Source organism: Hassallia byssoidea VB512170 (genome assembly GCF_000817785.2).
GTDB classification, from domain to species: Bacteria; Cyanobacteriota; Cyanobacteriia; order Cyanobacteriales; family Nostocaceae; genus Hassallia; species Hassallia carrinoi.
In genome coordinates, this window is the sequence record NZ_JTCM02000004.1 from 51,646 (window position 1) to 70,201 (window position 18,556).

At 39.9% G+C, this 18,556-nt stretch carries 17 protein-coding genes; all 17 read right to left on the bottom strand.

The window, feature by feature from the left end; genetic code table 11:
• Positions 1-45: 45 nt before the first annotated feature.
• Positions 46-966 (bottom strand): glycosyltransferase family 2 protein, encoded by a 921-nt coding sequence (locus tag PI95_RS03145; protein ID WP_039752625.1) that lies wholly within the window; start codon positions 964-966, stop codon positions 46-48.
• Between the two features lie 21 nt (positions 967-987).
• A complete protein-coding gene (locus PI95_RS03150) occupies positions 988-1,836 on the bottom strand; it encodes a class I SAM-dependent methyltransferase (RefSeq protein WP_236116907.1) in 849 nt (282 codons plus the stop codon).
• A gap of 91 nt (positions 1,837-1,927) precedes the next feature.
• A complete protein-coding gene (locus PI95_RS03155; protein WP_039752626.1) occupies positions 1,928-2,869 on the bottom strand; it encodes an alpha-1,2-fucosyltransferase in 942 nt (313 codons plus the stop codon).
• A gap of 36 nt (positions 2,870-2,905) precedes the next feature.
• On the bottom strand, positions 2,906-3,508 hold the full coding sequence (locus PI95_RS03160) for an rRNA adenine N-6-methyltransferase family protein (RefSeq protein ID WP_039752627.1): 603 nt from the start codon (positions 3,506-3,508) through the stop codon (positions 2,906-2,908).
• A gap of 23 nt (positions 3,509-3,531) precedes the next feature.
• On the bottom strand, positions 3,532-4,704 hold the full coding sequence (locus tag PI95_RS03165) for a glycosyltransferase family 4 protein (RefSeq protein ID WP_039752628.1): 1,173 nt from the start codon (positions 4,702-4,704) through the stop codon (positions 3,532-3,534).
• Between the two features lie 40 nt (positions 4,705-4,744).
• A complete protein-coding gene (locus PI95_RS03170; RefSeq protein ID WP_039752629.1) occupies positions 4,745-5,797 on the bottom strand; it encodes a CgeB family protein in 1,053 nt (350 codons plus the stop codon).
• On the bottom strand, positions 5,794-6,978 hold the full coding sequence (locus tag PI95_RS03175; protein ID WP_039752631.1) for a glycosyltransferase family 4 protein: 1,185 nt from the start codon (positions 6,976-6,978) through the stop codon (positions 5,794-5,796). Before PI95_RS03175 ends, PI95_RS03170 begins: the two co-directional genes overlap by 4 nt.
• 56 nt (positions 6,979-7,034) lie before the next feature.
• The gene (locus PI95_RS03180) at positions 7,035-8,180 is read right to left on the bottom strand and encodes a glycosyltransferase (RefSeq protein WP_039752632.1); all 1,146 of its coding nucleotides are present in this window, start codon (positions 8,178-8,180) and stop codon (positions 7,035-7,037) included.
• Positions 8,177-9,517: a glycosyltransferase gene (locus tag PI95_RS03185; RefSeq protein ID WP_039752633.1), complete on the bottom strand. Its 1,341-nt coding sequence runs from the start codon at positions 9,515-9,517 to the stop codon at positions 8,177-8,179. Before PI95_RS03185 ends, PI95_RS03180 begins: the two co-directional genes overlap by 4 nt.
• A 1-nt stretch (position 9,518) precedes the next feature.
• A complete protein-coding gene (locus PI95_RS03190) occupies positions 9,519-10,496 on the bottom strand; it encodes a glycosyltransferase family 2 protein (RefSeq protein WP_039752634.1) in 978 nt (325 codons plus the stop codon).
• A 186-nt stretch (positions 10,497-10,682) separates the two neighbouring features.
• Entirely contained in the window at positions 10,683-11,612 is a 930-nt protein-coding gene (locus PI95_RS03195) for a glycosyltransferase (RefSeq protein WP_039752635.1), read from the bottom strand.
• 73 nt (positions 11,613-11,685) lie between these two features.
• The gene (locus tag PI95_RS03200) at positions 11,686-12,690 is read right to left on the bottom strand and encodes a glycosyltransferase family 2 protein (protein ID WP_039752636.1); all 1,005 of its coding nucleotides are present in this window, start codon (positions 12,688-12,690) and stop codon (positions 11,686-11,688) included.
• Complete coding sequence (locus PI95_RS03205; protein ID WP_039752637.1) at positions 12,687-13,706, bottom strand: glycosyltransferase family 2 protein; 1,020 nt, start codon at positions 13,704-13,706, stop codon at positions 12,687-12,689. Before PI95_RS03205 ends, PI95_RS03200 begins: the two co-directional genes overlap by 4 nt.
• Positions 13,707-13,728: 22 nt before the next feature.
• Entirely contained in the window at positions 13,729-15,021 is a 1,293-nt protein-coding gene (locus PI95_RS03210) for an ATP-binding cassette domain-containing protein (protein ID WP_039752638.1), read from the bottom strand.
• A gap of 73 nt (positions 15,022-15,094) precedes the next feature.
• Entirely contained in the window at positions 15,095-16,153 is a 1,059-nt protein-coding gene (gene wecB / locus PI95_RS03215) for a non-hydrolyzing UDP-N-acetylglucosamine 2-epimerase (protein WP_039752639.1), read from the bottom strand.
• Positions 16,150-16,947, bottom strand: a complete 798-nt coding sequence (locus PI95_RS03220; protein ID WP_052325740.1) for a glycosyltransferase family 2 protein — start codon at positions 16,945-16,947, stop codon at positions 16,150-16,152. Before PI95_RS03220 ends, wecB begins: the two co-directional genes overlap by 4 nt.
• A 485-nt stretch (positions 16,948-17,432) precedes the next feature.
• Positions 17,433-18,416 (bottom strand): hypothetical protein, encoded by a 984-nt coding sequence (locus PI95_RS03225; protein WP_039752640.1) that lies wholly within the window; start codon positions 18,414-18,416, stop codon positions 17,433-17,435.
• Positions 18,417-18,556 lie beyond the last annotated feature (140 nt).

Consider the following 18,556-nt stretch of genomic DNA (forward strand, 5'->3'; position numbering starts at 1 on the left):
TCATTTAACTCCTATAAATACTAACAAAGTCAGCAAATATATTTCTTACTCATCAATCATCTTTAATTGCTTTTGACATGCTCTCAAACTGCCCAATAACATAAAAAATACTTGGAAAGATTGCCAAACTCTCTGAGTATTTAGTGTAATTAAAGATTTGACTAACCGCCGGAAAATAAACCTCATTCTTTGCAGATAAATATAAAACAAATCGTGAGACTCTAAAAAAGTAATATACTTGGGGATAATTTGCAAAAATTCTCTAATATCTCGATGAGTTTGGAACGATTTAGAAGACACACTTCCTACATGTTGCCTATATAAAATTAATGTTCTAGGTATGTACTCTACAGACCATCCGCTCTGAAGACAGCGCAATAGCCATTCCCAATCACCTAGTTGTGGCAGGTTCGGGTCAAAGCATCCACAATCTTCAAAAGCTTTAACTCGAATAGCACAGCCTGATATATGCCACCAGCAACCTTTCAATAAAGTACCTTTGATAGCATCATTATTACCTTCTATTACTTCGATTTTTCGGCTGGGGTCATCTTCTCCCGGTTCTATAGAACCATCAGACATTAAATTATCCCAACTTGAGCAAATACTGCCTACGTTGTCTGGACAAACTTCTATTCTTGACACCATCATTTCCAGCCAATTTGGTTTAGCTATATCATCTGAATGCAATAGCAAAACCCAGTCTATATCTCTAATTAGTGTCATAGCTCGGTTAACGTTGCCTCGTTCACCCACATTTTTATTTGCTGGGAAAACCTGTAATGGAATTAGGGACTGCCAACTTGCTTCTGCCGATGCTATAGTGCGATCGCTTGAACAATCATCGGCAATATAAACAGCAGAAATTTTCTTTAACCATTCACCCTGACTTTGAATAGATTCAAGGGTATAAGTAATAGTATCTTCATTATTAAAACTGGGAATTAAAATTGCTATATTTATCATTTTGTTCCACTCAATAATTGACTAATTTTTTGTAATTAGCAGACCAAAGGTTGAGCGATCGCGATAAAATACTACTCCGTTTTTATAATCGCTTTTCTGCCGCAGATAGTTGACAATCTCTTGGGAACATACGGGATAAACAGCATCGCAATCTGTGATAAATTCCGGGAATTGCAGACACCTAGGTTCAATCAAAACAGGAAAATAAAATGAACCACTTTCGATTTGCTTTCTGCGTCGCGAACGCATTCGATGTAGGCGCACACGACTATCATAAAAAGTTATTAGTGCATCCAGGAGTTTGCCTTGTGCTAATTTTGTCCTTCCAGTTCCATAGCTGAAACCACTTTTTTCAGAAGGCATAGCGTTGGCATCAAAATCTGGAGCGATGGTAATCAAACTTCCCCCTGGTTTGAGAACTCTCCATGCTTCATCTAAAAAACAATTAGGAAAGACAAGATGTTCTATGACAAACATTGAGAGAACAACATCAAACGATGCAGGTGCAAATGGTAGTTTATCTGCACTAGCTGCTACGAAATTAAAATCTTGCCTTCCTTCCCACATATCTGCGCTTAAATCAACACCTGTGTAATTGGCATTTTTGACGCGAGAACATATTTCTTGGGCAGCGCTTCCATCACCGCAACCGACTTCTAACACAGAAGACTCATCTGGAATAAGTTTGCACATAGCTAATTGAGCATCGTGTGCCCCTTGCTGCCAATGCACGTTCAAACCTTTAATCCAATTGCTGTGGTAAGGGGATGTTAAGTAATAGTTAGACATCCGATGCTTAAACTTTGTTAAAACATCTTGGTTATTTGAATCGATAGATGATAAGTAGGGGCTATTTGATGTTTTGCTCATGAGTGACATAATTTATCATGAATGTTCATTAACTTTGAAATTTGGGCAGTTCAGCATTCGGATATTGTTTAAAACAATAAAACAAAGAAACTTAGATACTTGTGAATGCTAATTTGATATTATGAATTAGTAAATCGGGAACTGTCATTGATTCAGGATCTAACCCTCCTTCAAATATACTCTGGCTAATATCAGCAGGAAAAACACCTGCATGGAAATGTGCTGGATGCCAGATAGTCGGGCATTGTCCTAAATATGAAGCCCAACTGCTAAATGTGCTGCCTGAAGAAGTAATCAAAAGCTTGCTTCTAGACAAGGTAAGCATATCGGAGAGAGCAGAAGCAGCAGTTGCACGGGAAACTTGAGGAAGTTTTAACAGTTCATCAAGTTCGCGATCGTAACCGTCTGAAAATATAGTTACAGGCACATCATAACCAGCAATTTTACGAGTTACATCAATCACCTGAATAAACCAACTCAAAGGTGTGCGAACATTACCTAATTTAGTAAAGTCATCTTCCGGTTTAAGTTTTCTAAAGTCTCCCATTCTAATATGAATGCCGATTTCCGGGGTTGGACGATTTAAAATGGCTTCAAATACTGACGGACGAATGATAGAAGACAGTTCCTGCTTAATAATAGGTTGATATTCTTTTAAATCTGCAAAGTAGTCACTCCAATGTGGCAGTTGATTAAAAATAAATAGATGCAAATCTACGTTTTGTGGCTCTAAATGAGATAATTCTATTTGAGATATTGCTGGATTATTGTGAAGATATTTTTTTCGGAAAATTGCCAGAGAAGATTTCCATCGTGACTCATAATTTTTCTGATAAAAGAGATGACCATAATACCTTTTATCTCGTTCACCTCTTAAATAAGGACCAATGGAAATTTTGCCCCAAACAGGTGCAACAATAGGCAGGTGATTTATATCAGCAAACAAAACTGCCTTTGCCCAAACTAAAAGCATGTTGCCTAAGCCGGCTTTGGGTAATTGGGGATAAACTAATAAAGTAGGTTGTTTGGACATGTTTACCCTAGCCAGTCAAAAGTTTTTGGCATTACTTCACTTGACAATAATTAACTGATCTAGGTGAACAGTTATTTCATAATCATGAAAATACTCTTCTGCTGCTTTCAGTAATTCAAATTTTGTGGGAAAACTTGACTCGGTTCCAAATGAACGAAAATCATCAACAACAATACACCTAATTTTGTGTTTGTGTTGAGCAAGTATTTTTATTTCTTCAATTCCTGGTTCTGGTATTTCTCCACATGCAGTTATTCCACCCGAAAAGTGACCATCTAGAAATACCAGCGCATCGTTAATTTCTTCACGCTTTAATAATTGAGGCAATACTTTTAAAGCATCTCCTTGAAGAACTTCAACGTTTTTGTTATTAGATAAAAAACTTTTGGCAAGTTCTGCAAGTTCTTTATCAAGCTCAATTGTGTAGACTTGATTGAAAATGGGGGCACATCTTTTGGTGGTTACACCTAAATAAGTTCCAGTTTCGACAAAAACACTGGCGTTTGTTCTTTTTTTCAGGCTTTTAATCTGGCGAAATTTTGTATAGCTATGGGGATTTTTAAATTTGAATGATGCCAACAGATAAAGGTCTAGTATGTGTCCGCCAATAGCTTGTATATTCTGATTTTGCTTGTTCATTTTTTTGCTGATAAATTTATTTATTAAGTTAATTTTTCGGCAGATACAGGCTGCAAAATCTTTAAATATTCACTGCTAATTCTCTGTCCATAATCATCCCAATCAAGAGATTTGCGAGCTTGTGCTAAAGCATTATTCCCCATTTCAACTTGCTTATCTGGGTTGTCATATAACCAAATAATTTTTTCTTTGAGAGCTTCTACATCCCGAATAGGAACACAAAAACCATCAATACCATCTCGCACAATATCCTCACCACCAGTATTAGTTGTATGAATAATTGGCAGTCCACAAGCCATTGCTTGCGGAATCACCATACCAAAACCATCTTCAATCGAAGCCAGACAAAATACCGAGCATTGAGAGTAGAAAAAACGTAGTTGGCTTTGAGGGTGATTGCCTTTGATAATAATGCGATCGCTTTGATATTTGGCTAAAAAAGGCTCGATTTCTAAAGAGATTGTACCCACCAGCCACAATTCAGCTTCGGGTAGATTCAACTCATAAAAAGCTTGCAATAAATACTGCACACCTTTACGCAGAGTTATACCACCACAGTGAATGACTCGAAAGATATTATCTTGTTTTGGCTCTGGATAAAATTCTGCTGTATTAGTCCCATAGGGAACGTGAATAAGTTTACTTTCTGGTATTCCTTGTTCTAAAAAAGTCCGCTTGACAAATACGCTGGGGATGGCAATTTTGTCTGTATCACTATATGATTGAATTTCTCTGTCGTATATTCCGGGATGAGTTTCTGTAAATTGCAGTCCCCACTTTTCATACTCCTCTTGGAGGATTGCTGTTTGGTACTGCATATGGCTGCTTCCACGTTCAATTATTGTTTTAGCGCCCATTTTTTGAGCGCGATACATAGACCAAAAACAACATCCCGACCATCCCACAAATATATCAAATCCTGGTGAGAGAGCGTTAACAACTGAACGATCAAACTGTTCTATAAACCATAGCTGTAAATTGCGATCGCCTTTAAGCCAACTAGGTACTCTCTGCCAACTTCGAGATAAAACTTCCCAATACAATAGAGAATTAATCAAAGATTTATCAATACCATATTTAGTAATTTCAAACGTTGGATAACTAGAAATTAATTTGTATAAATAACCGTATTTTTGCAATTGTTGGGCTAAGTTTAAGGCATGAAACCGCCCAAAGACTGAAACAGTAACTTTCATTTTTTAATTTGAATTTGTAATTTTCTCATAGCTATACCTTTTATGAGTGCAAAACCTTAACGTCACTGGATGGAGAAGATTTCAATTGTTGATACAAGTTAGCAATTTCTGTGATTCTATCAGCAATTTTATGTTTTAGTGCCTGATGATATCCTGCTTGAGCAATAAATTTAATTTTTTCCGGCTTTTGTAAAAGATATGCAACTTTATTTCTTAATTCTTCAGGGTTAGAAAAATAAACTGCTTCTTTATCTTCTACAAATAAATTCAATAATTCTCTACTTCGCTCGCTCAACATCAGCGTTTGTGTAGCCGGAATTTCAAAGGTTCTAATATTATGTCCCTCTTCATTTTGCGGACGTAAAATATTTAAACCCATTTTGGCAGAGCCTAAAATTTCCGGAATTTCTGCATAACTGCACATTCCCTGGCACAGATTTTTTAATGCAGGTTCTTGACAATGAGTATTCCAGTAATTAGACCCCCACAGCCCTAATTTATAATCAGCGATCGCTTTCAAATACTGCTCGCGTTTGCGACTAGCATCCCAATTACCGATAAACGCTACATCATAAGCTGGGTTACTCTGCTTTTTGGGAAAGTGATATTCAACATCGCTACAAAAAGGATGAAAGACCGCCTTTTTGACATTATTTTCAGTTAACCGCTCAACTAATTCTCGGCTCCAGATTAAAGCTGCATCCCACAAGATTAACCCCCCCTTGACCCAGGAATTACTATGGGTGTGATGTGCATCTAGGGGATTATCTGTAAAAAAGACAAAGACTAAACCATGCTGCTGCAAAGCTTGTATGCTGCTAGGAGCAAGCAAATCTGGTGAAGTAACCACAGTCAAATCAGGCTGAAACTGATTGCCTATCTCAACTAATTTCTGATTTGCGGTTTTGGCTCGTAGTTGCCATGCAAGTCGCCAAGTTACTTTATCCCACAACAAACCGGAAACTAAGCTGGGTGCTGCTTCGTGCCAAGTGAAATGTTGAACTTCACAACCAAGTGCCGAAAATCCTCGTCCGTAAAGTTCCTCAGTACGACCTAATTCCAGCGTTTGTCCGACAATCAAAACTTTTTTCATTCAGCCACCTTATACTTGAGGTAATTTAAAGCTTGTTTGAGTCCCTGGATATCTTCTTGATAGCTCCATTTTTGAATTTGTTTGAGGCTGATATCTCCAGCTGTTTGGTGGTCGATGCAAAAGCGAATTGCCTCTGCTAAATCCGTAATTTCTCCTACGGGAAAAATCCGTCCATTTTGCCCTTCCCTCACCAAATCAGGGGCACAACCAACGCGATCGCTAACAACAACAGCTTTGCCTGCATTCATCACTTCATTAATTGCCAATCCCCAAGGTTCAAAATTAGATGGTAAAACAAATACGTCACACAAATCGTAAATTGCAGGCATTTCTGACTGATTGCGAAAACCCAAAAAGCGAATTGACTGCCAATTTGTTTTTTTCGCTTCGGCTTCTAAAGTTAAGCGCAAAATGCCATCTCCCACAAACAACAAATAAGGTTTTGGTTCGATCCCATCAGATGAAAGCAAGCGATAAGCTGCAAGCAAATCTTGCGGACGTTTCACCTCAATCAGTTTAGCAGCGTAGAGAATAATCGGTCTACCAAAATCTAAATTAAGCGATCGCCGCAGTTCTTCACGGTTGGGACGTGCTAATATTACTCGCTGCTGAAAATAGTCATTGTCAACCGCATAAGGCACGCAAAACAGGCGATCGTCCTCAACACCATAGTTTTTATAAAATTGACGGTTGAGAGTTCCGATGTAGAGAAATGCTGCAATCTTCGGAAATAGCCAGTTCAAAAAAGCTCTTTTCGCCCTTTTTTTCAAAGGATGAGTTGGTTCCCCCAAACCACTAGTTTCTCCCCGCAGCAACACTGGAATACCTAAGCGATTGGCTGCCAACACTACTTGGATGCTGCAAAGCCAAGACCATCCATGCACCCAAACAGCATCAAATTGTCCTTGTTTTAACTGTTTGCTAATATCTTTGGCTAGGGATTGTTGGGACATTTGTTGCTGCTTGCTACCCCAAGAGTTTAAAAAACAGTAATCATAACCTTCTATTAGTGGCACATCCCACTCAATTACACGTCCAAATCCCAAATCTTGATAAGGTTTTAAAGAAAAATCATTGTAGAAAAAAACTTTCAGTTCAATTTCTGGATCGGCGGCTATGAGTCGCAATAAAGGAGCTTGATATTGAATCGGATGAGATACAAAGTAAGCAATACGCAGCATAAGTTAAAATTTTCATCTAAAAGTATGGGCATTGCAAAACAAATGATGAAAAAAATTTATTTTAATGATATTTTATTCATCTGATTTTTAACGACTTCAAATTGAGTTTCATAATTCCATTTTTCTAAGATGCATTGCCGACCGCGATCGCCCATTTCTCGCATTTCAACCGGATGCTCTAAATACCACTTTAAAGCAGCAGCAATACTTTCTGGGTCTTCAGGATTACAAGCTAATCCGTAACCAGGTTCAACATACATTTGCTTCCAATCGGGTAAATCTGAAACTAGCAATGTTAAACCGCAAGCGAGGTAGTCAAAAGGCTTGTTAGAAGCACCCACCATGCGTTGCAGGTTAATATCTTCGCTACTTATCGGCATGAATGCTAGCCCTATATCACAGTCCAAGCTTTTTTGCAATAGTTCATATCTAGGCATAGCGCCAAGAAATTCAACTTGCTTGCCAATTCCCAGTTGTTCAGCGATATCTCGCAATTGTTGTGTATAATTTTGATGACCTACTGTGTCATAGCCAATCACGCGCAATTTGACATTATCAGGCAGCATTACCAGAGCCTTTAATACGGCTGTTGGTAGTCGCGATGGCACGATGGAGCCGTGGTATAAAATTTGCAAATTATCACTTTGAGTAAATGAGCGCTTGGCGATCGCTTCGGCTTGAGTGGGACAATTCCAGACGCATAAAAGCTTGCTAGAAGCGTTGGTTTCTAAAGCAAACTGCTCGAAGCGCTGTTGATTTGGCAGAATGCACATCTTCGCTTTGCTTGCCAACCATCTGCGAGTTGTTAAACAAAAGCGAATAAAAAAGCTTGAAGATGTATCGTTTGGCGAGTCATGTTCGTGATAAATAACATTAACACCCGGTAAAAAACTTAACAGCAAAGCCACAGGGCAAGATAACAAATCAGAGGCATATACCCATCGCGGTTGCCAGCGTAATGTTTCAATTAACACCCAAAGACAAAATTGCAGATAATGCAATTTCTGTCGCCAACCTGACGAACAATAGGGCATTAGTTGTACGGTGATGTTGGGATGGGGTGGAAAACACAAAGCATCTGTTCCCAGCGCTTTTGTACCGAGAAAAAGTACCTCCCAGCCATCAAGTGCTAGTATGCAAGAACTTTGTTGAAGGGGTGGGTATCCGGCTGGATTTGTATATTGAATGTATAAAATTTTCATAATTTTAGGCGATCGCTTGAAGAAAGCAATGCCGCATCATAAATTGACAGCATCTGGCTTGCTACTGTCTCCATTGTTTGGGGAGGCTGGATGCCAGCGCTAAGTCGCGTCAGCAAATCTTTGTTTTGGCACAGTCGTTGCAGGGCTTGACTCCAAGCGGCAACGGAAGCAGGTTCTACTAGAATGCCGTTAACTTCCGATTGAACCAGTTCAGCAATACCGCCTAAATTAGAACCTATGACTGGAACTTTTGCTGCAAACGCTTCCAGAACCACCATTGGTCCAGTTTCCAACCACTGGGACGGAACCGCTAACAAATCATAATTTGTCAGGGTTGCTGTTACTTGTTCAGCGGGAACGGCAGGTTTGAAATCGATGCGCGGGTCGTTTGCTGCCATCTGCAATTCTTGCTGGTAGGTAGCATTGCCTGCATGAGAAATGCCATAAATGTCTAATTTAATTGGTAAGTCAGGCACCCCAAGCATTGCTGCAATTAAAATATGGATTCCTTTAGTGGGGTCAAGCCGACCCAAAAAAGCAATTTTTAAAGTTGGTTGTATACCGCTTTGCTGTCTAGAGATAATTTTTTCTGGTAAATCGTGACAAAGCCCTTGACGAATAACAGTTATTTTCTCAGACGGAACGTGGTTAACTAGCAGAACATCTTTGACCCAGTTACATACTGCCACAATGCGGTCAACTTCAGACAGCAGATTATCTATGGCAGCGTGGCGAAGTTTCATTAATTCTGTCATTCGCAAAGCTGTCCAAGCTTTTCCCTGTAAGTTGAAGTTGCTTAACCAGTACCCTATCTGAGGTGGCAGACTACCGATCGCGATCGCAGCAGTTTTAGGCAGTCCCAACCCTTGTAATGTACACTGGGCGCAAGTGTGTAAATTCAGTTTGCCATCGCAGATTTGAGTACCCCAATGCATCAAGGTTCCTCGCTGGCAAGTCACTGTGGGAGTATGGTAGGTAAACACAACCGGAATTTGCCGCGCTTTGGCAGCTTGCACTAACCGCAGAGAAACACCACTGGTAAAAGCATGGAGATGCACCAAATCAGGCTGTTCTGCCTCTAGAATGCGGTTGAACTCTAAGGCAGCTTGTAAGTCTCCTTCTCCATAAATTTCTCGGATATTTTCGACTTTGTTCGAGACTGCAAAACGGTATACAGGTATGTTGTGATAGAAGTAGGATTGACTAACTGCTGCTGGGGCTGCAACTATAACTGAAACTTGTTGTTGTTGCAAGTAGCCAGATAACGCTGCAACATAAACTTCAGTACCACCTACAGGGTCAGGATAAAAACAAAAGGGGACTTGAATGACTTTCACATCAGTGAGTTAATTGCCGAACAAAGTATTTGAACCGACGAAAGTTGAGAGCGATCGCCTCTGCCTGTTCATATCCAAACCATTTTGCCAGAATTCGCAAACTTTTTGGACCATCAGGAAGATAATTCGGATTTAGATTGCGAATTCTGGCAAGTACTTCATAGAATTTTAGGCGGTTATGCTCAAAGTAAAATCGGGCTATTTGCCCGTAAACTTTTTCTAGTGCGACGCGACGCTGTGGAGTTATACTGCCATTAGCTTTCCATATCTCTTCTACTTGGCAAGCATTATCAAAGCAATCTTTAACAAAGCGATCGGGCTGACGGCGCGATAAACTAGTAGCGGTTTTGTGAACTCGATAATCTGCTTGTACACCTGGTACATAAACAAACTTACCCCCTACCAAAGCTGCATCTAAGAGAAAGCGAGCATCCTGAATAATCGGCAGAGATTCATTCCAAGATCCAATCGCCTCGACAATCCGACGGTGGTAAAGTAAGGCAGCAGGTGGTGCCCAAAAGTCTGTAAATATGGCAATTTGCGGATCGTCATGTACATCCTCAATTTGCCTAGCTACAACGTTTCCTAAATTAAACTTACCATCTTCCCCTTCTTCTAGTTTATGCCAATCGGAATAAGCTACATCTGCACCGCTATTAACAAGAGCATTTACCCGTTTTTCTAATGCGTCTACCCGCAATAAATCATCTGCATCTAAATATTGAATAAATCTACCTTGAGCAAGCTGTGTACCTCGATTGCGTGCAGCACTTGCACCTTTATTGAAGGTAAATTCAGCTTTCACTCTTGAACCAAAGGCACGAATCAAACTGGCAGTATCGTCAGTTGAACCGTCATCTATTATAATAATTTCCCAGTCATTTAGTGTTTGCTTAAAGACACTTTCTAGTGTTTCTTCTAAAAAGCGTGCTGCGTTATAGCAGGGAATAATTATTGATACTAAGGGCATTTTAATCATTCAAATTTTGGCGTTGCTGATTTGAAATATTAATTTGAACTTTTTCAGGATGACTGTAACATTAAAACCATTATTTGTAGAGACGTTCCGGCGGAACGTCTCTACGAGTAATTAGAAATTTCAGCCTTTATAGGACTGCAACGCCCAAATTTTATTCATGCAAGAATTATTTTCTCATTCTGGTAATTAACTTTTAGAACAATTTTCCCAATCGGCGATTTTTTCTTGAGCTAGCCTGAAGCCTTTTTGCGAAGCTTCATAAAAGCGACATCTTCTAGAACCATATCGCAAGCGTAGATATAACAGATATGTCTTTGATGCTCTCCAAGCTGGCTGAAATCGCCGTTTACCTCGCAGATAGTCCAGGATAGTTCCTGAATAACTAAATCCTTCTGCCAGACGCAGAAAATAATCTTCTTCCAGACGACTAGCTCGGATCAAATGAGTCAGCTTTAAAGATGTAAACAGTCCTGTGCCTAAGCCTATATCGCAAGCCGTAAGTGCTAAATCTGTGTCACCATCAGAGGTCAACAGTTTACCTTTGCGATCCATATCTGCACGTCTGGGGTCTGTATGAATTAATTCAGCATATTTTTCGGCAACTATCTTACGAACACAAAGTCCTGCTCCGCAAGGAGTTGTTTCACGGTGATGTATTAGGTTTGACCAAATGTCTTGTTCAAATTTTGTAATTGCTAAAGCTGTTAGGTGAGGCTTTGTCCATTCTGGAGGTGGTATTTCAAATTCAGGTATAATCTTTCCACCCCAAGCACCAATCATTGAGCAATCTTTGCTGATTTTGAAAGCGGCTTCTAAATAATCTGAGTCTAAAACATTGTCATCATCAACAAAGACTAAAATTTCACCTGCGGCTTCTTTAACACCTCGTAATCTCGCAGGAGTTAGACCTAACTGTTCTTCTCGAATGTGACGAGCATTTAGATGCCAGCTTAAGTCAATTTCTGAAGACAGCAATTGTTGGCTTGCGTTATCAATTAGCAAAAATTCCCATTGCTCTAGTGGCAAGGTTTGAGATTTTAATGCTGATAATACTTTCTCAAAATAATCACGCCGGGGGTTATGCGTGCAAGTTATAACGCTAATTGGTGCTTTCATAAAATAATTTTTATTTTGAGTTTTTTATTCTGTAGATAGCGCTTTTTAAGTTTATATATTCGGTAAATATTATCTAAGATTTAGGTATTTTATCCATAATTTTTCGGTAATATAATTTTGTGCTTAACTTTAATGCCGATAAAATAACCTTCAATGACGATTGGCAAAGTAAAGCTTCCCTAATTTGGTTTTTAGCACCATAAGTGTCTCCTTTGGCAGCTAATTGCCTTGCATAACCAAGGGCAAAAAGCGCATAGTGTGTTAATGTTTTTTGAGTAAGTTGTTTGGCACGCTCTTTTGGCAAATATTCTCGTACCATCTCAATTGCTTTACGGATGTCTTGAATATTCTTACCAGTACGCACGGAATTTCCACTTAATGAAGTCGATCTTGTGCGGTACAAAGCCAGTGGCTCAACTTCATACCATACTGGATAGTTTGCTGCAATACGAACCCACATTTCCCAATCTTCACCCCAGCAGGAAAAGCGACGGTCAAACCCTCCAAGCTGCTCGTATACTTCACGCCGTACTACAATAGATGGTGTTTGAATACGCTGCCGCACGACAATTTCCTCTAGCCAATTGCTCAAAATACCACTTTCAAGCTGTTCTAGGTCGGAAATATAAGACCAATGTCCTTGTTCGTCCATAAACATATGGCGACAAAAAGCAGCTCCGATTGACGGGTTTTGGTCAAAACCACGTTGTAATTGGCGATAAAAGCCATCTCTAACGCAATCATCACCGTGCAGTAAATGAATCAATTTTCCCCGAGAACGCTGCAAGCAAGTTTCAAAATTTCTGATGTGACCGACATTCTTTGGCTGTTGATAAAACCCAACGCGATCGCCACCCAATTCTTCAACTACCGCAGCAGGATCGTCTTGGGTCGAGCGATCGTCAACCACCTCGATTTGCATCATGTCCGATCCCGGATCTTGTGCCAATACACTCAAGAGCGTCTCCCGCAGATAATTCGCACAATTATACGTAGGAATCATCACAGACCAAATCGGGCGCTGTGTATTATCTGATACTGGCAGTATCGTCCCCCGATAAGGATGTAAATCGCTCATACTAAAGATTGCGCTGCTGTTCGTAATATTCGCTTGATTTGGGCGATCGCTACCGATCGCACAAAGCGAATCAATTGCCTGATTACTTTCATCGACTTGCTACATTTGAGTGCTTCTTGCACCTGAATTAAAGCAGCATTTATATCTCCTAGATCCAGCATTTCCCGTGCATAGCAACTCACGGCATAAACTGCCCAATCTTCTCTACATTGACTTAATAATTCATCAGCCTCTGTCGGAGGTAAGTAATATTTCAGTATCTCTATACACCTACAAACATCTCGAATGTTCTCACCAGTACGCAGATAACGTCCAGTATTGGAAGCAGAGTGCGTGCGATACAATGCTAGCGGCTCAACTTCGTACCATACTGAGTAGTGTGCAGCAATTCTTACCCACATTTCCCAATCCTCAACCCAGGATAGGCGATTGTCAAACCCTCCTAGCTTTTCATACACCTCACGTCGTACTACAATTGATGGTGTTTGAATTCGCTGTTTGACAGCAATTTTTTCTAACCAATTATTCAAAATACCACTTTCAGTTTGCTCCAACATAGAAATATGTTGCCAATGGCTATGCTCGTCCATGTAAATATAGCGGCAAAAAGCAGCACCAATATCAGGGTTCTGCTCGAAAGCTCGCTGTATTTTTCGATAAAAGCCATCTCTAACACAATCATCACCATGTAGCTGATGAATCAATTTTCCGCGAGCGCGTTTTAAGCAAGTTTCAAAATTTCTTGTATGACCTACGTTCTCTGATTGCCGATAAAATCCAACACGTCCCCGACCGAGTTCTTCAACAACTGCTTGGGGATCGTCTTTGGTAGAACAATCGTCAATCACCTCAATTTGCATCACTTCAGCACCAGGATCTTGAGCTAACACACTCTTCAAGGTTTCGCGCAAATACTTTGCACAATTATACGTAGGAATCATTACAGACCAAAGAGGACTTGGTGCTTTTTCTGGAACTGGTGGAATTGTTGCCCGATAAGGATGTTGTTCGCTCATTGGAATTAGCGTATCAAGCTTGCTAAGAAGAGAAAAAAGATATCTCAGTAGACCACTGAGCCTTAGTTAAAATTTTGCAGTGATTGGGAAGACCAGGATTACCTGTACCAAAAAAATCACCTCCCTCTACAGTTACAGATGCTGCATCTTCAATCCAATCAAGTAATTCTTGATCTGCATGTGATAAATATATCGACACTCGGTATAAGCTGTTAACTAAAGGTAAGTTGTTGATTCCGCAAATAATATATCCTTTTTCCGCGTCTATAGTTAGATTACTATTTGTAAAGTTAGTTCTTAGTAAGAGAACTCGAATACCTTTGTCATCAAAAAAATCAAGACTGACTACAACATTATTGATACGTTCTTTTGTATAATTTAAATAACCTATTTCTAAGTAATAATTTTTACCTGATTGTAAGGTATTTTCTTCTGTACCTTCCTGATTTAACACTCTAAAACTAGCAGATTTTACTTTTCCAGAGCCGCTACGATCTTTTCTTTCAATTAAAGGCAATTGAGCAACGTTATAAGACTTATCCAGATAAATTCTGATAGCTTCTTCGGCGTCACTATCTACGTACAAAGTGCCAGATTCTAACAAAATACCGCGACTGCATAAGTAGCTCACCGTACTCATGTTGTGACTGACAAACAAAACTGTACGTCCTTCTCTACCAACCTCTTCCATTTTCCCCAGGCACTTTTGCTGAAAGCGGATATCTCCCACTGCCAGTACTTCATCTACAATTAAAATCTCTGGTTCAAGATGAGCAGCGACTGCAAAGGCAAGACGCACGTACATTCCAGAAGAATAACGCTTGACTGGTGTATCTAAAAACTTTTCTACTTCTGCAAAAGCGACAATTTCATCAAACTTCTTGACGATCTCAGCTTTGCTCATGCCCAAAATAGCACCGTTGAGATAAATGTTTTCCCGTCCAGTTAATTCCCCATGAAAACCTGTTCCTACTTCCAACAGACTGGCTACTCGTCCAAAAATGGAAATTCTCCCAGTAGTTGGTTCGGTAATACGGCTCAATATTTTTAATAAAGTTGATTTGCCTGCACCATTACGACCAATGATACCAACGCGATCGCCTTGCTTGATTTCAAAAGAAATATCTTTGAGTGCCCAAAAATCTTCAGATGTTGGTGAGATATGTTTATATGTAGAAAAATTTAGTAGTTTGTCACCCAGAGATTTGGCTCCATAAACCAAAGCATCTCTTAAAGTTGAATGTTTCTCTTGCTGTTGATGACCGATTATATATTTTTTGCTCAGGTTTTCAACCCGAATCACAGTATCTGACACGCTCTCTATCCTTGGTGTGAAATTACACTAATGCTCGGTCTGCTTGCCTGTGCATATACTTGTTTAATAATAATTATAAGTTAAGTAGTATTTGAGTAATTTGGGTTGCTGCATCACCATTTCCATAAAGTTTAGGGCATTCAGATGGTCGCGTGAAGTTTGCAATTGATTCACTTAAATTTTCTGGTTGTACTAATTGATTCCAGCCGATATCTACAGTTTCTTTCCATTCAGTTTCATTTCGCAGAGTAAAGCAGGGACGCCCAAAAATATAAGCCTCTTTTTGTATACCTCCAGAATCGGTAATTATACAACGGCAGGCACTTTCTAACGCTAGCATATCAAGATAACTAACTGGTGGTATCGCCACAATTGAGTCAGCAGCCAGATAATGACTCAATTCCATCTTGTCAATTTGAGCTTGGGTTCGAGGATGGATCGGAAAAACAACCGGATGATCTAGTTTCGTGAAACTGTCCAGGATATAACTCAGACGCACGCGATCGTCTGTATTGCTGGGTCGGTGAACAGTAGCAAGGTAAAATTCATTCCGGCTCAACTGATGTCTTGCGAGAATATCAGATGTTTGTTTTGCTTTAGCCTGATACTGCAAAATAGCATCCATCATTACGTCTCCAACTAAGTGGACTCCTTGAGAAATCCCCTCGTTTTCAAGACATTGAACTGCCAGATTTGTCGGAGCAAAAAGAAGTTGTGCAAGATGATCGGTTACAACCCGATTAACTTCTTCAGGCATTTGCCGATTAAAGCTTCGCAGTCCAGCTTCTATATGTGCTATTGGTATATGCAGCTTTGCTGCAACCAAAGCACCTGCTAATGTTGAATTCGTATCTCCGTAAACGCACATCCAATCAGGTTTATCATCAAGTAATTCCTCTATTTTCTCCATCATTCTACCTGTCATTGCTGAATGATTCAGGCTATGAATGTTTAAGTGATATTGGGGCTGAGGCAAGTTTAAATCTTGAAAAAATATATCGGACATTAATGAATCAAAGTGCTGCCCTGTATGAATAATAATTTCGTTTATTCCAGCACGTTGAAAAGCAGAACTGACTACAGATGCTTTAATAAATTGTGGTCTTGCACCCAATATAGTAACGATTTTCATAAGTCCTTTTTAGTATACTTGTAATATTGCATTTTGATTTTTTTCTGTTGAAACATTTGCCGGACGATCAGCTTCCTAATATACTTTAAGTGATTCAAAATAACTCTAGCTACACGTAACTTCGACTGCCCAAAAATCCGACTGCTTAATTCGGCTGGATACTCCACAACCTTATATCCGCGCAACATCGCTTCAGCTAAAATCTCTACAAGACCGAGAAAGCCTGGATAAGTAATTGGTACTGTCTCTAGAACTTCACGACGATATGCTCTAAACATAGCTGTATAGGTATAAAGCTTTTGTGGCAATACAAGTCTGTAAAGCAGTGATAACCCTTTACTGAGAAATAGACGCCAACCCGGAACATTTTTTACGCGACCTTTGGGATGATATGGAGATGCTGTGACAATATCAACATTAGCACGCATCAAATCTAGAACCTCAATCAACTGTTGGGGATCGTAAGTGCAATCACTATCGATTGTGCAAACAATATCATTTATAGAGTATACTAATCCTGTTTGTATGGCTGCCGAGAGACCTTTGTTTTTCGGATGGCGGATTATTTGGGCAATTTGTCCAAAATATTGCTCTAACTTGAAAAAAGTATCGTCTGTACTACCATCGTCAACTAAAATAAGTTCGACTGACCTAGTTAAGCGCAGCTTTATCAATACTGGCATTAGTTTTTTCTTTAAAGATTCAATTCCTTCAGACTCATTAAAGCAGGGAACTATAATGCTTATCGATTGTCTATTTTCTGTTATTTCCAACTCTAAAGGTTGTAAATGCATATTTTTGCCTCCTAATAGCAAGTTGCGGTATATAGCGAACGTTCCGAAGAATATTTAATTTTTTCACCCAACTGAGAACTGTATAGTTTATATCTGGTTGATTACCCACAGTCGCTAAAAACCCCTCTGCCAAGAGACAAAGGGGTTAAGGATAAATGCTTGTATGATTAGGCTGTTTTGATTATGTTGCCGAACATTTGAGTATCTTTGATTTACCTAAAGTAGATGGGTATAAATAAACGCGCTTCTTAGTAGTAAGGGCTACCCTACGGGAAAGCTCCGCTAACAGCCCTTTAATGTGAAAATATGAGCGGTAAACCGCTCACCCTCCGGGTTCTGAAGTCGCTCATGGGGGAGACCACGCCAGATGCTTCAAGCCGGGAGACCCGTCCAACGCACTGGCTCCCCTTGGCGTTAGCCTCTCCCTTTGGGAGAAGACCGCGCTGGCTCACTACGATATTTTACGTTTAATTTCGCCCACTTACTTATGCACGAGCAAAGGCAATCTTATCAGCCGCGAATTTTCTCACAAACTTCATTTCTCCACTTTTCACATCGACACTAAATAGAGAATTGGTTTTCTCATTAGTGGGGTTAGCAAGGGCAAATACTTCACCGGATCTAGAAACGGCTAGGCTGAGTAAATCATTTTCCAAAGGTTTACCGTCATATTTCAATTCCGACAGTCTGATAATTTTTCCTCTACCGCTAACGATCGCCTTATTTTCTAAGTCCACCTGTACGAGAGTTGTACCACCTTGCGAACTGAGAAGGGTTGCGTAAATTGTACCATCTGGGGCTTGGGCAAGATTGCTAAATCGCAGGTTCGCTGCAAGTATTGGTAGATCGTCACTATAATTTAATTTGCCGGAGTTCAAGTCCAAATTTACCAAATCAAAAGGCGGAGTGCCTTCATTGAGGCTAACTACACCGAGAAAGTTGTTTTCTTTGATTGCTACTAAACTTTCAAGCGTGCCATTTACTCTTCTGAATCCTGATACTCTTAGAGCTCTTAGAGGTCTAGTAGACTTAGCATCAATAAGTATGATGCGATTGACATTACCCGTCCTTGTGGATGCAACAGAGGCAATAACGAATGAACCATCGGCTAAGGGAGTCAGAGCAGTTAACCGCTCGCTAGGCTCGGTATATAAGGCTTTATTCGCAGTCTCAATCAGCGTATCCAGGTTGTTAAGACTTATACCCGGTAGTTGAATCGTTGCCAGATCCCTACCACTCACTAAGTCGGAACTAATTAGGGTTACTGCTGGGGTAATGTTGACATCGATGAGTTCTCCAACCTTGATGCCGATGTTGATAATGCTGCTGCTACTGGTAAGACTCACTCCATAAATAATTGATTCTGCTTGCTGTGCAACGGTCTTACCTGCGAAGTTGGCGATCGCACTTAATGCTGCACTTAAGATCGCTATCTGCCCAAATCTTCGTCGTCTGATTCTCAAATTCATTTTCTCTTCCCTCCTGTGCTATAGCAATAAGCAATGCGTCAACGAAGAGTTCTTGAAAGGGTAAAGGGAAAAGGTGTAAGAAATAAAGAGTTTTATTTTATTTTTTCATGCGGATTTTTCTTTACATGAACCCCTTTTTT

Excerpts from the sequence above, each read along its gene's own strand:
- PI95_RS03160 (WP_039752627.1), bottom strand. The coding sequence starts at position 3,508 with ATGAACAAGCAAAATCAGAATATACAAGCTATTGGCGGACACATACTA.
- wecB (WP_039752639.1), bottom strand. The coding sequence starts at position 16,153 with ATGAAAATCGTTACTATATTGGGTGCAAGACCACAATTTATTAAAGCA.
- PI95_RS03200 (WP_039752636.1), bottom strand. The coding sequence starts at position 12,690 with ATGAGCGATTTACATCCTTATCGGGGGACGATACTGCCAGTATCAGAT.
- PI95_RS03220 (WP_052325740.1), bottom strand. The coding sequence starts at position 16,947 with ATGCATTTACAACCTTTAGAGTTGGAAATAACAGAAAATAGACAATCG.
- PI95_RS03155 (WP_039752626.1), bottom strand. The coding sequence starts at position 2,869 with ATGTCCAAACAACCTACTTTATTAGTTTATCCCCAATTACCCAAAGCC.
- PI95_RS03170 (WP_039752629.1), bottom strand. The coding sequence starts at position 5,797 with ATGAAAAAAGTTTTGATTGTCGGACAAACGCTGGAATTAGGTCGTACT.
- PI95_RS03190 (WP_039752634.1), bottom strand. The coding sequence starts at position 10,496 with ATGATTAAAATGCCCTTAGTATCAATAATTATTCCCTGCTATAACGCA.
- PI95_RS03150 (WP_236116907.1), bottom strand. The coding sequence starts at position 1,836 with ATGAGCAAAACATCAAATAGCCCCTACTTATCATCTATCGATTCAAAT.
- PI95_RS03225 (WP_039752640.1), bottom strand. The coding sequence starts at position 18,416 with ATGAATTTGAGAATCAGACGACGAAGATTTGGGCAGATAGCGATCTTA.
- PI95_RS03180 (WP_039752632.1), bottom strand. The coding sequence starts at position 8,180 with ATGAAAATTTTATACATTCAATATACAAATCCAGCCGGATACCCACCC.
- PI95_RS03165 (WP_039752628.1), bottom strand. The coding sequence starts at position 4,704 with ATGAAAGTTACTGTTTCAGTCTTTGGGCGGTTTCATGCCTTAAACTTA.
- PI95_RS03175 (WP_039752631.1), bottom strand. The coding sequence starts at position 6,978 with ATGCTGCGTATTGCTTACTTTGTATCTCATCCGATTCAATATCAAGCT.
- PI95_RS03195 (WP_039752635.1), bottom strand. The coding sequence starts at position 11,612 with ATGAAAGCACCAATTAGCGTTATAACTTGCACGCATAACCCCCGGCGT.
- PI95_RS03205 (WP_039752637.1), bottom strand. The coding sequence starts at position 13,706 with ATGAGCGAACAACATCCTTATCGGGCAACAATTCCACCAGTTCCAGAA.
- PI95_RS03145 (WP_039752625.1), bottom strand. The coding sequence starts at position 966 with ATGATAAATATAGCAATTTTAATTCCCAGTTTTAATAATGAAGATACT.